12 protein-coding genes are annotated in these 13,486 nt (G+C 61.2%); all 12 read right to left on the bottom strand.

Features of this window, described 5'->3' with window-relative positions; all coding sequences use genetic code 11:
- The 12 genes from AC23D6_RS03495 to AC23D6_RS03440 all read right to left on the bottom strand — a co-directional run bounded on the left by AC23D6_RS03495 (position 1) and on the right by AC23D6_RS03440 (position 13,473).
- Positions 1-789, bottom strand: coding sequence for a hypothetical protein (locus tag AC23D6_RS03495; RefSeq protein ID WP_487751445.1), 789 nt, complete (start codon positions 787-789; stop codon positions 1-3).
- 5 nt (positions 790-794) lie between these two features.
- On the bottom strand, positions 795-2,780 hold the full coding sequence (locus tag AC23D6_RS03490) for a capsular polysaccharide export protein, LipB/KpsS family (RefSeq protein ID WP_487751444.1): 1,986 nt from the start codon (positions 2,778-2,780) through the stop codon (positions 795-797).
- A complete protein-coding gene (locus AC23D6_RS03485; protein WP_487751443.1) occupies positions 2,780-3,835 on the bottom strand; it encodes a methyltransferase domain-containing protein in 1,056 nt (351 codons plus the stop codon). Before AC23D6_RS03485 ends, AC23D6_RS03490 begins: the two co-directional genes overlap by 1 nt.
- Positions 3,832-5,274: a glycosyltransferase family protein gene (locus AC23D6_RS03480; protein WP_487751442.1), complete on the bottom strand. Its 1,443-nt coding sequence runs from the start codon at positions 5,272-5,274 to the stop codon at positions 3,832-3,834. The genes AC23D6_RS03485 and AC23D6_RS03480 overlap by 4 nt, the downstream gene beginning before the upstream one ends.
- A 26-nt stretch (positions 5,275-5,300) precedes the next feature.
- Positions 5,301-6,896: a glycosyltransferase family 2 protein gene (locus AC23D6_RS03475; protein ID WP_487751441.1), complete on the bottom strand. Its 1,596-nt coding sequence runs from the start codon at positions 6,894-6,896 to the stop codon at positions 5,301-5,303.
- Positions 6,893-7,756, bottom strand: coding sequence for a hypothetical protein (locus tag AC23D6_RS03470; protein WP_487751440.1), 864 nt, complete (start codon positions 7,754-7,756; stop codon positions 6,893-6,895). Before AC23D6_RS03470 ends, AC23D6_RS03475 begins: the two co-directional genes overlap by 4 nt.
- Positions 7,753-8,793, bottom strand: coding sequence for a glycosyltransferase (locus AC23D6_RS03465; protein WP_487751439.1), 1,041 nt, complete (start codon positions 8,791-8,793; stop codon positions 7,753-7,755). The genes AC23D6_RS03470 and AC23D6_RS03465 overlap by 4 nt, the downstream gene beginning before the upstream one ends.
- Before the next feature lie 60 nt (positions 8,794-8,853).
- Positions 8,854-10,038 carry a cystathionine gamma-synthase gene (locus AC23D6_RS03460; RefSeq protein WP_487751438.1) on the bottom strand — a complete coding sequence of 395 codons (1,185 nt, stop codon included), beginning with the start codon at positions 10,036-10,038 and terminating at the stop codon, positions 8,854-8,856.
- A 103-nt stretch (positions 10,039-10,141) separates the two neighbouring features.
- Positions 10,142-11,512, bottom strand: coding sequence for a pyridoxal-phosphate dependent enzyme (locus tag AC23D6_RS03455; protein ID WP_487751437.1), 1,371 nt, complete (start codon positions 11,510-11,512; stop codon positions 10,142-10,144).
- A gap of 116 nt (positions 11,513-11,628) precedes the next feature.
- Positions 11,629-11,847 carry an HP1242/YdcH family protein gene (locus AC23D6_RS03450; protein WP_487751436.1) on the bottom strand — a complete coding sequence of 73 codons (219 nt, stop codon included), beginning with the start codon at positions 11,845-11,847 and terminating at the stop codon, positions 11,629-11,631.
- A gap of 355 nt (positions 11,848-12,202) precedes the next feature.
- Positions 12,203-13,096: an OmpA family protein gene (locus AC23D6_RS03445; protein WP_487751435.1), complete on the bottom strand. Its 894-nt coding sequence runs from the start codon at positions 13,094-13,096 to the stop codon at positions 12,203-12,205.
- Positions 13,093-13,473, bottom strand: coding sequence for a DUF4398 domain-containing protein (locus AC23D6_RS03440; protein ID WP_487751434.1), 381 nt, complete (start codon positions 13,471-13,473; stop codon positions 13,093-13,095). Before AC23D6_RS03440 ends, AC23D6_RS03445 begins: the two co-directional genes overlap by 4 nt.
- Positions 13,474-13,486: the final 13 nt, after the last annotated feature.

Genomic DNA, 13,486 nt, shown 5'->3' with positions numbered 1-13,486 from the left:
TTAATTCCCCAGCCTTTCAATAACGATGGGCAAGATGCGTCGCCCCAAGAAAGGTAGCGCAAGAGCGATCAGGCACGTGACGCCCAGCCACACGATGGATGCCGTGGCGCTAACGAGTTGTTCGCCGAAGAAGGGCGCGCGAGCGGCGTTCAACAAGGCCCCCATAGGATTAAGACAAAGCGCGACGGCGATCACGGCCGGAAGTTTCGCGGGAAGAGTGATGAAGACCGCGCCGCTGACCATGATCCCCAATGAAACGCTCTGCACAGCTTTTCCGAAATCCGTCGACAACGTCGCAAATGGCTGCAACATTGCGCCAATCACAGAACCATTCAGTACCACTCCCACGCCAAACAGCACCAGCATCCCCGCCGCTGCGGGATCCGCGCGCACCAGCAGAAGGGAAGCGAGCAACGATGCCACCAGACGAGGAGCAAAGTATGCGAGGTTAACTATCAGGGTTGCAACGAAGAGCGTCCCCGAACCAAGCTCCCCTCGACTGACAAGCGCCCTGTTCCGTCTCAACGCATCCATCTGCCCGCGCAGCGAGTCAAACCAACCCTGGTACAAGCTGAAGCCGATAAAGACGAAGCAGGCGAAAGACCAGGGGGACGCGGCTGGATGCCCCCCGCTCAACACCGGCCTTAGAATCACGAAAAGTGCTGTATATAGCAGCGGATGGAGCACCGGCCATATGACACTCATGCGGGACTGGCGGTAGTCGGACAGCAGTTCGCGGGCCGCCAGGACTCGCGCGGCAGACAGACCGGGCCAACGCTTGTGAGTCATGCTATTCAATCCTTGTGCCCTCGCGTGGCCTTGTTGAAACTCGACATCGCACTGGCGACTCGCTTGTCGAGCGTGGTTCCTGATCGATAGCGATGGGTGAGGTCCACGGCATGTCGACCCAGGAACCAGTCGACAAATCGTGAGTATCTCAGCAGTCGTCTATCATCATCTTCCGCTATCGCTCGTTTCCAGGCATCCGCGAGCGTCTCCGGCGATGCGGCGAACGAGACGCAGTCGTACTCCGCACGCGCCAGCGTCACCAGCGGCTTGCCCGCGAGAAGCGCCTCGAATCCGACCCCGCTATTCAATGTGACGACACCGACACAGTAGCGGAGGAGATCGTGAACATTTGCCTGGCTCCATAGGATGCCTTCTCCCGCGAATCGCTCTTGGAAAACTCGCATGCTCCCTGGATTGGCCGGGTGACCTTTCAACACCAAGGTGATGCCCTCAGAGCGCGCCAACTCGACCACGGCCTCTAACGCATCCATCTCGCTGATGCTGCTGAAATACTGCAAAGATTGGTCGTGCGGGATCTGAAGCGGAAAGAACATGAATGGGCCTACCGGCACATCTCCCGTAGCGACCAAAGAGGAGCGGTCTTTTGGCAGCGGTTGGCCGAACTTACTGTCGAGACTTCCGACTTCGAAATCGCGACGATAGGCTTCCCAAGCTCCGAGGACTGCTGGCGGCAGCTTGTTAGGATGTACGGGGTAGATCGAAGACGCTGCGCTCCAACCTCGCGGATCGAGGACGAACACCGAACGGAAGTATTCCTGCATGTAGAACCATACGGGCGTGCTCGATCCCTGAAAGTTCAGTACCGATCGATGCGGAATGAACGCAAACTTGCAGCCCTCAGCATCCACACGCTCTGGCGTAATTTCCCACGCGGGAATCTCCACGAGGTAAGCATCCTCGCCGTGCCGCTTCAAGGCTTCCAAAAGCGCCAATGCAAAAGCCCTCCACCATACGCGCAACTCCCGACTTTCCTCAGTGGTGGGCCCGCGGGGCACCTTGCCGGCGGGGGGGCGTTTCCACGGAAGGTCCAGTCTCGGGAGAAACACCGCCACCCGCTCTAGGTTCGCCGATCTAACGCTCAGAGCCAATGAGCCGGCAATTCCCAGAGTATTTCCTCCCATCCTTCCAGAAAGCAGCGTCGCGAGGCTGCTGGCAATCTTGCGCTGTTCTTCGTCTGCGCCAAGTGACTCGCGGACAAGCAGATACCGTACATCGAGGTATTTACGATCTCCCTTACCCATCCACAGGATCGCATCGTCCCGGAACTGCCAATCCACATACTTTGGTTTGATGTTCCTGACAGCCGCCTTGGCCGTTCCGAGGCGCACATGTCGCCCCAGAACCTTCTGATCGATGAACCACCCAGGTGAACCTTTGTCGAACACGCCAATCAAATCCTGGACAACTGCTTGCATAAACGCGACTGCTCGGGCGGTAGGCCGCACCCACACCGCGCCGGCAGCTACACGCAAATGGTCCTCCACCTCTTCCTGTCCTAGATCACGACGCCGAAGGCATATCTCCGCCTCCGGCTTGTCCGAAAAGTCCCAAGTGATGGGAGCGATGGCGATCGCATCAGCGTCCAACGCCAAGACAGGAACCGCGCTAGGATGGCGCAGCAACTCGTACATACGGATGAATCGAGCGCTGGCGTAGTACGCTGCCCAGGCGTCGGAAGGAAGCCTGGTCCGTTCTACCGATGTATGAACACTTGTCCCTGATAGTTCGCCTGCAACGGCATGTAACCGCTGCAGCGAACTCTCAGAAGGATTGACCATGTGCACCATCACATGGGTGCCAGGCGAATAGCGATCAAGACTTCTCAGAAACGCGATCGCGTGATCCAGGTATCCATCATCACAACAGACGAGCAACAAAGCGGTTGCATCACGCCACGCGTCACTTGGCGGATCGATATCGACAAGCCTGCAGAATCCTTGCGAGCCCTGCAATTCTGGCGTCAGTGTCATCAGCCGCCCTTCCGAACCAGAAACGCGAAATCCTTTCCGTTCGCGACGGCATGCATGAACAAACTGAGATGTTCCGGCTCCCCGATCGCGACCTCGATCATTTCGCGAAAGAACGTTGGCGTGTAGTAGTTGACGTGAATCGAATACTCCCTCGCGCGCAATGATGCTGGTGTGTTCTCTGGTGAAGTGTGCGTGCACCAGCGCAAATACATCTCCTCAGTTGGCTGATCCGCCGCCATCCCACGCTGTTCCTGCAGGCTCGCCAATTGCTGCAACGGTTGCTTCCAGTCGAACGTGAAACGCGCATCGGGGATAACGCCGGCAATTACGCCCCCCGGCTTTAACTTCTCCCACCATCGCCGAAAGACTCCAATGGGGTCTACCAGATGCTCGATGACATGACTCGAAAATATGAAATCCAAAGAACCCGAATCAAAACTATTCAGCTGGTCTGCGGAATCGACCACGTAGCGATCCCAGAGCCGCATCTCATCCTCCGACAGCTCCCGTTTGGCGTAGGTGCGGGCCCAATCAGCTGGGTGCTTGCGCTCTACGTAGCTCACATCCATGGACTGACTTGGCAGAACGGACGGATTGAGGCCAGGGCCGACCTCCACGCCCACACCCCGGATGTGCTCAAGTACCCGCCGACGCGAGTCAAAAAGGGGGCCGACCCCCAAGACTGCCCCTCCCCCCTTCGAGCGAACCACCAGATCAAAAGATGCGGGCACCGGCACTGGCCATAGGAGCCGCAATGGCTTATCGACGCCGGACTGGGGCTCCACACGCGCAAGGCATGCGACTCCGCCTTCCGAACGCATCTCTACGACCACGCCAGCAAGACTCTCCGAAAGCAGCGACCAGCCCAAATATTCGGGGAAATCGAACAGACAGGAGCCCCGGTGCGCTCCACGGACAACAAGTACGCTGCCATCGCGCAGAAACTCTACGCCACGAACGCTGCCGCCAGGGCGCTTCAGCTCAATTGCCTTAACATCGCCCCCTTCAATGATGGCGTCGCGATCCTTGCGCTTCAGCAGGTCATGCAGGTTCATATCGCGCCTTTCTGCGCCACTTTCGGCATCCCCGCGAATCGCTGATAGGGCGCCTTCCATGCCTTGCCCAGGGCATCCGCATTCGCGACAGGAGGCAGCCCCACCCACTCAGGGAAAAGGGGAGACACGTGCCCCAGCTCAACCTCGTGGTAAATCTCGTCCGCACTGAGGAAGCCCTCGGCAAGCGCTTCCCGGCAACCGGCATAGAAGAGATGGCCGTTCTTGTTGGCTTTCGATACCCATGGCTGGGTGGGCATGTCGGTGTAGTGGATCAGCTTCGTCCGGCCTTCCTCGTAGTGCTCGAGCGAATTCCACTCGAATGGCAGCCCGGGGCGCTTATCGTTCTCGGGCAGGATACATATCCGCTGCATCAGGTCGGCGTACGCGTACTTTCCTTCGTCGAAGCCCTGGACGATCTTTCTCACGTCCCAATCGAGCGATTCGCAATCGAGCAGCAACACGCTGAACTGCGGAATTCGACCTTGCGCTGCGGGCCCCTCGGCGTAAAGCACCTTGGCGCCATCGAACGGGCGATTCCAAAGATCCGCGATGTCGGTGAATACCTGCATGTCCGCATCCATGTAGATGCCCTTGCCGCGATAGCCGCACAGCTCGGGAATCTTGAAGCGCGAAAATGAAAAGCCGGTACGCGAGCGATTCGCCGGATCTGCGGGCACCGGGATTCCTGCGTCATCGATAGGTTCGACGGTGACGGACATGCTCGCGTACTTCTTAATGCTGTACTCGAGCAGCTTCACGCCGATCATCTGCGCACGATCAGTGCCCACGAACACCCGGACAGGCGCCTTAACCGTCAGCGGCGCATAGAAGATACCGGTTCGCCGTATTGTCCGCGCTATCCCTTCGAACTGACGATCGAAGGAGGCATGCCCATTGGCCAGCAACGTTACGTCATCCAAGTCACTGAAGCTGCTCGCGTACCGACTGCCGCCATCAATACCCAACGAACGGATCACTCGCGCACCACACTCCGCGAGCACGCCGATCGCAGCTTCGGCGCTGAAGAAGCGCACATCGATTATTGGCGAACCTGACTTCGGCTTCTTCCATGTCGAAGCGTTATACCAAGCCAGACGTCCGGCTTCCGCAAGACGCCTCAGAACAGGAACTTCATCAAGCAGCTCGGTGAGCGGACGAGAAGACGGTCTGCAATCCACATGCGGATGAAGCGGCATGACCAGGGTTTTCGCATTGCTCCAGATCTCATCGGCACAGCTGCTCACAACATCGAGATCAATCACGTGCGCAACATCGACAGGTCGCTCCCGCACCACATGATTCAGCGACATCAGAAAGAAGTCCGATGTCTGCACGTTCTTTATCTTCGAATAGCTTGGCCCTTTCCCTAAAACAAGCCAGGGCCGCGCATTGATGTCGAATTTCGAAGACCACTCTTGGATATCGGGGATACGACTCATCGTGTACTCCAACCCGGGATTTCTGATCAGTTCATGATTATGGAGGAAGGGCGCCGCGCAGCCGCGACGACCGGCGGCAATACTTCACGTTCCATTTCGAAAAGGCCGCGGACCGCGACCCACGGATGCACCTGTCGAAGCCTGATCTTCTGCGCGACCTCGTCCGCCTTCAAGCGGGACGCGCCCACATGGTGCGACACTTTGACGCAAGCGAGATTGATGTGGCGCCAACCAAGCGAACTCGCGCGCAAACAGTACTCGACATCATTGAAGCCAACAGGGAAGTGGATTTCGTCCAATCCACCCAACGCTTCGAACGCCCTGGCCGACACCGCCGCGCAAGCGAAGGTATTACCAACGGTGACCCGTGAAGTGGCAGAGAGTTGCCCCGCAGCCTCTTCCACAGGAGAATTGAACTCCGGACCCGGGGAGCGTCGAGCGCGAAACCCGCCGCCGACCCCACGTCCCTGATCGTCGACCATCTGGCCACCGACCGAGGCCACATTGGAGACATTGGCCCACCTCGCGAGACGATCCAGTCCGTCATAGGACAGTAACTCCGCATCGTTATTGAGAAACACGAGCACGTCTCCGGTGGCCGCCTCCGCTCCGATCCGGCATTGTTTGCTGTGATTGAAGGGATGCGGGTAATCGATGCTACGAACGTGCACTCCTACAGGCAGCTGCGCCAAGTAGGACGCCATTCGCGTGCGAGTAGCGTCGCTGGAACCGTTGTCCACCAAAACCAACTCTAGTTCGCTGCGCGTGGCTTGGCGTAGAATCGAATCAATTGCGCGAAGGGTAAGTTCGGCACGATCTCGGTACAGAATGATGACGGAGATTCGAGCGGGAACACTCGAAGGCAGGTACTCTCCGGCGATCCACTCCATCGCTGCGCCCCACTCCCGTTCCGCCCAATTCACGGGGCCCTCCACTGGCGCAGGAATCTCGCTCTCCGTGTAGATGGCGAGCGGTTCCGGGACGACCGTCCAATCTTCATCGTCCGTAAGCGTCATGCGATTCTGCCACGCATGTTCAACAGGATGCCCCGCCCAGTGCTCCGTCCTCACTGCGAAGGCGCGCCCCCGCAGATCACGATTCAATTCAGCGAGTGGGTCTCGCGCAGGACCCCTTACCCGATGAAGTAGCCGGATGCCCTCACGCACAATTTCTGCCTCCAACCGGTCCCAAGCGACGGCACGCCGACCCGACGTGGCGACCACACCTGCCAGAGAAGGATGCAAGAGGTCCCCCGCTCGCGCCGGAATCACCCAATCGCAACCTAGCGAAGCCAGTTCACCCTCGGAAACGCTGGCGAGACAAGCCAGCGGACGTTTCAACCCCAAGGCTTCGCGCGCCGCCGAACAGGGTTCGTCGGTACTGCCTACCACGACCCAGTCGCATAAAGGCCAAGTCTGCCCCGCCCACGTCGCCAGCGTATCGATCCATTCTTCGTCCGCGCCGCCGACGGCCATGATCAAACAGACGCGTCCATCGCTTTTTCCTTCATATGCTCCCGCCTCGATCTGCCATCGAGCGAGTACAGAGGCAGGCTCGCGTTTGCGAAGAACGTGCTCGAAAGGCAACGCCGACAGCCATTCAAACAGTGCTTCTCGCTTCATGCCCGCCACCGCTTCAGCCAATTTCCCGCCACCGCACAGACATCTCGCAGACGCGGCTGAGAATAGCTCCGCTCAAGTTCGACGACGCGCGCTTTCAGCCTATTGTTCTCGTTCAGCAACAAGGGTTTATGCGTCCAAGCCCCTCCGGGAGCGTCCTGGTTCCACTCTTGATGCCGGATGACATGGAAAGGGGCCACCGCCAGTTGGGTGATGTCGCCGCCAAGATCGACGACTCGTCGCGATACGCCGATCTCAGCGGCGATGCACTCGCCGTAGTTCGCCCCGATCGGGAAGCCACCCAACCTGTCCATCAACTCACCGCTGAGCGCCCACACGAGCGAACGCAAATGGGCCCCAGTCTCACCAGGGTTGATGCCGTTGCGGCCCATGAAATCCAGATAGCAATCGACTCGATTGGCCGGGATTCCGTTTACAAGGTGCTCGGGAAGTGCGTTTCTCCCGACGGTGTCCCGAAGCTGTGCCCATGGCTTGTCCCATCCACTATTCAAGGACTCGCCGACGATGCCGCCAACTTCTTCCAGCTTGTCCTGATACGACGACAGCCATCTGTCACGCGAAACAAAGCACTCGTCCTGAAGAAACAAGTAGAAGGGCCGGCCACGGGCATGGCGCCAACCACCATCCCAGGCACCGATGTTCATCCCACTGTTCGGCCTATAGATCACCTCGTGGACTCTTTTCGCAATGGCGCTCGGCAGCCTTCCTTCACCCGTGCTGTTGACCGCCAGCAGAACATCGTGATCGGTTCCCGCCGGATGCCGTTCCATGCTATCCAGCAGGGCGATCAACGGCTCCAAGGGCCGACGGTCGTAGAACGAAACGATCACCACTGGTTTCATGGCGCACTCACCTCGTTCGGCAGCCGGCGGAAAAGTGACTCCATGTCCTCACCAAGCCGCTGCAGCGAGAATCGGCGTTGGATCGTCTCTCTCGCGAGCTTCAGGTGTTTTCGACGCAGCGACGCGTTCCCCAGATACTCCCGTAAACCCTCCAACGGATCCCCAAGCCAGACCGCGCCATCCAATTCAGCGTATGCAGAAGTTCTGGTGGCGACGACAGGCACACCCGCTGCCAAGGCTTTCAGCGCACGATTCGCCGACTTCGTGATGGAGAACTCATCCAGGCTATTCGGCACGATGCAGACGTCCATATCCGGCAACAACTTGTCGACTTGTCGCTCGTTCCATTCGAGATAGCGGCTCTTCACGCCGATTGGGAGAACCACTTGCTCGTACTTTTCTCGCGAATTGCTGACCACCCACAATTCGATGTCAAAGTCGCGCGCCAACGCTTGCAATGCGTCGGCGAAAAGCAGGATGTCGGTAATACCGAAACTCGCATAGTCAGCGCCATGATTACCGAACCAGATCAGCTTTCTTGAAGGACTTCCACTTGGTGCGCGCTCCATGCGATCCCTCAGAACGTCCCTCCAATGATTGGCGCTGAACCATCGACTGCCGAGCGATGAGAGTCCTACTAGTGCCCGCTGCTGGCGGAGCAATGAATCCGTCTCGACGATATCGGGCATCACCAACATGGGTATCGTGTCTTTGACGGTCCGCTGCATCACCTCGGCTAGCGCCGGTGTTGGCACGATAAGCGCAGAAGCAAGCTTCAGCGTTTGATGGAATCGGTCCGCAATCTCGGCATTACGCCCGCCGTAACCCGGGACGAAGATGTTGTCGCAGATATCTACAATTACCGGGATGCCCTTTTGTCTAAGGTCGCGTATCCAGTTGGCATCGCGAGCCTGCAGGGGCTTGACGGCGACGCCTAGCGACGTTGCCTCTGGTGTAGCGTCGTTGCCACTGATGCAGGAAACGCTCCATCCGCGTTGCTGGAGCGCGACGCAAGGCGTGAGTCCTCGATAGCGCACACTCGCTAGCCTTAAACTGCGATCAGCGATCCTGAATGTAATCATTGGGCGCGAACAATCTCAGTTGAACGCCAAAGACAGGTCGGCCCTCAGATCCTCAAGGGCCTCCACTCCCACGCTCAACCGCACCAGCCCATCAGTGATCCCGAGCTTCTCCCGCCGCTCAACCGGCACCGACGCATGCGTCATCACCGCAGGATGATTCACCAGGCTTTCCACGCCACCGAGCGACTCGGCGAGGGTGAACAGTGTGGTGTTCTCGCAGAACTTGCGAGCGGTGTCGAAGCCGCCCTTGAGCACAATGGAGATGATGCCGCCGTAGCCCCGCATCTGGCGGGTGGCGAGCGCGTGCTGCGGGTGGGACGCCAGGCCGGGGTAGATGACCCTTTCGATCGCGGGATGCGTTTCCAGCCACTGCGCCAAGGACAGCGCGTTGTCGCAGTGCGCCTTCATGCGCAGATGCAGGGTCTTCAAGCCACGCAGGGCGAGGAAGCTGTCGAACGGGCCCTGTACGCCGCCGATGGAGTTCTGCAGGAAGGCCATCTGCTCGGCCAGTTCCGCGTCGTCCCCCACCACCACCATGCCACCGACCATGTCGGAGTGGCCGTTGAGGTACTTGGTGGCCGAATGCATCACGATGTCGGCGCCGAGCTGCAGCGGGCGCTGCAGGATCGGGGACGCGAAGGTGTTGTCGACGACCACGCGCAGGCCGCGCTTGTGCGCGATTTCGCAGATGGCGGCGATGTCGACGATCTTCAGCATCGGATTGGTCGGCGTTTCCACCCACACGAGTCGCGTTTCCGGACGGATCGAGGACTCGAACGCCGCCAGATCGGTCATGTCGACGAAGCTGAATTCCAGCCCGGCCGTGCGCCGGCGCACACGCTCGAACAGGCGGAAGCTGCCGCCGTAGAGGTCGTCCATGGCGACGACATGGCTGCCGCTGTCCAGCAGTTCCAGGATGGTCGACGTGGCGGCCATGCCGGACGCGAAGGCGAAGCCGCGGGTTCCCCCTTCAAGCGCAGCCACACAACGCTCATAGGCGAATCGGGTGGGATTGTGTGTGCGCGAGTACTCAAAACCCTGGTGCACGCCCGGGCTGCTCTGCGCGTACGTCGACGTAGCGTAGATCGGCGGCATGACCGCACCGGTGGTCGGGTCCGGAGCCTGGCCGCCGTGGATGGCCAGCGTGCCGAGTGCGAGCTCGCCGGCGGTCTCGCCGGATGGGGAAGAGTGATGCGCCATGGTGCAGGTTCCTTGAATCAGCCGGCCATATTACCAGCCGGTCCTTAACGTATCGTCCGTGTCCGGCCGCCCTCCCCTCTGGGACGACCGGGCGAAGCCGCGCCTATTGTGCGCGGCGTCGCAGATAGTTCAGCAGGTCGATGCGCGTGATCAGGCCCAGGAAGGCGTCACCGTCGGTGATGATGGCCACCTGTCCGCGATCGAACACCGGCAAGAGGGCCTCGATGGGCGAGCGCACGTCCAGGCGATCCAGCTTGCTGACCATCGCCGTGGAGACCGGGTCGCGGAAGCGCGTTTCGTCGCCATAGACATGCAGCAGCACGTCGCTTTCGTCGACGATGCCGACCAGCCTGTCGCCTTCCATCACCGGCAGCTGCGAGACGTCGTAGAGCTTCATGCGCTGGTAGGCGGTCGTCAGCAGGTCGGTGGGGCTGACCACGACCGTATCGCGCTGGCTGTAAGGACGCAGGATGAGGTCGCGCAGGTCGCCGTACTGGGGCCGGTCGATGAACCCGTTGTCCAGCATCCAGTAGTCGTTGTACATCTTGGACAGGTACTTGTTGCCGGTGTCGCAGACGAAGACCAGCACCTTCTTCGGCTCGGTCTGTTCGCGGCAATACTTCAGCGCCGCGGCCAGCAGCGTGCCCGTCGAGGAGCCGCCCAGGATGCCTTCCTTCGCCAACAGCTCGCGCGCGGTCAGGAAGCTCTCGCGGTCGCTGATCGCATAAGCCTTCTTGACCCGGGTGAAGTCCGAGATCTCCGGGAGGAAATCCTCGCCGATGCCCTCCACCAGCCAGCTGCCCGACTTGGTGCTGAGGGTGCCCTCGTTGATGTACTGGGTCAGGATGGAGCCGACCGGGTCGGCGAGCACCATCTCGGTCTGCGGCGAATGCTGGGCGAAGCAACGCGACAGGCCGGTCATGGTGCCCGAACTGCCGCAACCGAACACGATGGCGTCCAACTGGCCCTCCATCTGTCGCAGGATTTCCGGGCCGGTACCGAATTCGTGCGCGGCCGGATTATCCGGGTTGCCGAACTGGTTGATGAAATAGGCCCCCGGCGTTTCACGTGCGATGCGCTCGGCCAGGTCCTGGTAGTACTCGGGATGCCCCTTCGCCACGTCGGAGCGGGTCAGGATGACCTCGGCGCCCATGGCCTTCAGGTTGAAGATCTTCTCCCGACTCATCTTGTCCGGGACGACCAGCATCAGCTTGTAGCCCTTCTGCTGGGCGACCAAGGCCAATCCGATGCCGGTGTTGCCGGCCGTACCTTCCACGAGCGTGGCGCCGGGCTGCAGGTCGCCCCGCTTCTCGGCCGCCTCGATCATCGACATGCCGATGCGGTCCTTGATGGACCCGCCGGGGTTGGCGCTTTCGAGCTTGAGGTAGAGGGTGCAGAGCCCGGTGTCGAGGCGCTTGGCCTGGACGATCGGCGTATCGCCGATCAGCTCGAGTACGGAGGAGTGGATCGCCATGCGGCCGTGCATCCGGTGCGGAACGTGGCCCGGATTATCGCACTAGGGTGACGCGGACGGCGACGGCCGACGAGGAGGCCGTCGCCGCCCGCGACGAGAAAACTTCGGGGGAGGCGTCAGTGGGGCTTGGCGTCGTAGATCCGGAGCAATCGCTCCTTGGCGTGCAGTTTCTCGCGCTTCATCTGGCCCAGCAGAGTGTCGTCGATGGGCAGAACGCCGAGCTCGGCGTCCGTCACTTTCTTGTCGAGCTCGCGATGACGCTGGTAAAGCTGCTTGAACTCCGGATCGGCCTTGATGAGTGCATCGATTTCGGCCTGCGGTTGACCTTCGAACATGGTGCTACCTCCTTCAGCAGAAATACGAACGCCCCGGCCTTCACAGGCACGGGGCGTTGGCTTGGGAGCGGAGCGGCTGGTCGATCACGCGGGCACTCCCCACCGGAAGTCCCGCGACAGCTTGGCTGCCGGCGGCGGTTTCCTGCGAAATGGGAGCGGGCGTCATCGGGGCGATTCTCCGGTGAGCCAAGCGACAGGAGTCGCTTGGGTATACGACCCTACTCCTCACCCCCGGCCCCGGCAACCCCAATCGTAAGTGGTTGATTCAGCGTCTTTTGCGAGCCCCTATGATCTTCACACACACGCTTTCGCACGGCCCGGACCACCGTGCAAATATCTGATCCTGAAAGGAAAATCAGTGCGTGATGACGACCTCGATCGCACGGGCTTTGGTACCGGTGCCCTTGCCTGCGCTTTGCAGTCGATTCCGTTGCACGCCCCCCGCCACCAGCGCGTCCCGCAGGGCGTCCGCACGCCGCTGGCCGGGGGTCTGCTTGTCGCCGTAACCGTCGATGCGCGCACGCGCCTTAGGATTGGCCTGCAGGTAAGCGGCCAGCGCGCTCGCCGAGGCGGTGCCGCCGCTGGACAGCTTGGCCGACCCGCTCGCGAAGGCGTCAGCTCCCAGGGTGAAGACTTCACCCCGACTTTCGAACTTGGATGCCGGCAGTTTGGCGCCCGACACGAGCTCCGCCTCTTCCCGCGCCAGCTTCAGCTCACGCTGGCGGGCCGTGCTGAGGCGGTTGGCCTGCTGGCCCGCCACCGTATCCAGCGTAGTCTCCGCCTCCTGACGGGCCAACGCCTCAGCCTCGGCAGCCAAGCGCAGGCGCTCGGCTTCCTCGGCCTGGATCTGGGCCTGTACGCGCAAGCGCTCGGCCTCGCGACGCGCCCGCTCGGCTTCTCGCCGGCTGGCTTCCACCAGCAACTCGCTGCGGGTGCGGTCAAGGCGGTCGGCTTCGCGCCGAGCGGCCTGGGTGCGGGCGGCAATCTCGGCGATCTCGACGCGGCGCTCGGCGACGTACTGCAGGGTTTCGCGCTGGCTGCGGCGCGCCTTGTCGAAGGCCACGACGGCGTGCTGGGCCTGCAGCTTCTCGTAGGCGGCGAACTCGGCCAGGGCGGGATCGGACTGCAATCGCGCCAACCGCTGGTTCAGCTGCACCACCACCGGATTGTCGGCAGCCAGTGCCGTGGCCACCGTCAGACAGGCCAGCATCAGGCCAAGGACGAAGGGGGTGATCCGGCACGCGCTCATCGGCCACCCTCCGTGCCGAGTTGGCGCTGGAGATCGGCGATCTCCGCACGCCGCTGGCCTACTTCGGCCGTTGCCACGGCCTCCTCGCTGCGGGCACGGGCCAGGTCGGCATCGGCAGCTGCGCGCAGGGCGAAATCGAGCGCTTCTTTCTTGTTCCGCGTGGACTGGGCCTGTGCGAGGGCCTGCCGCGCGGCGGCCAGCGGCTCGGGCGCGTACTGGTCGGCATCGGCCCGGTCGGCACGTTGCACGGCCTGCACCGCGGCTTCCAGCTCCGGCGTGGACACGCTCTGGGCGAAGGCGGGCGCCGAAGCGAGTACCGCTACTGCGGCGGCCATCACATGCAGGGGCCTGCGGAAGTGTGCGAAGCTAACAGTCATTGGGGTGCCGTGA

This window comes from Pseudoxanthomonas sp. G3, assembly GCF_057654715.1.
This window is presented reverse-complemented; position numbering and strand designations above follow the sequence as displayed.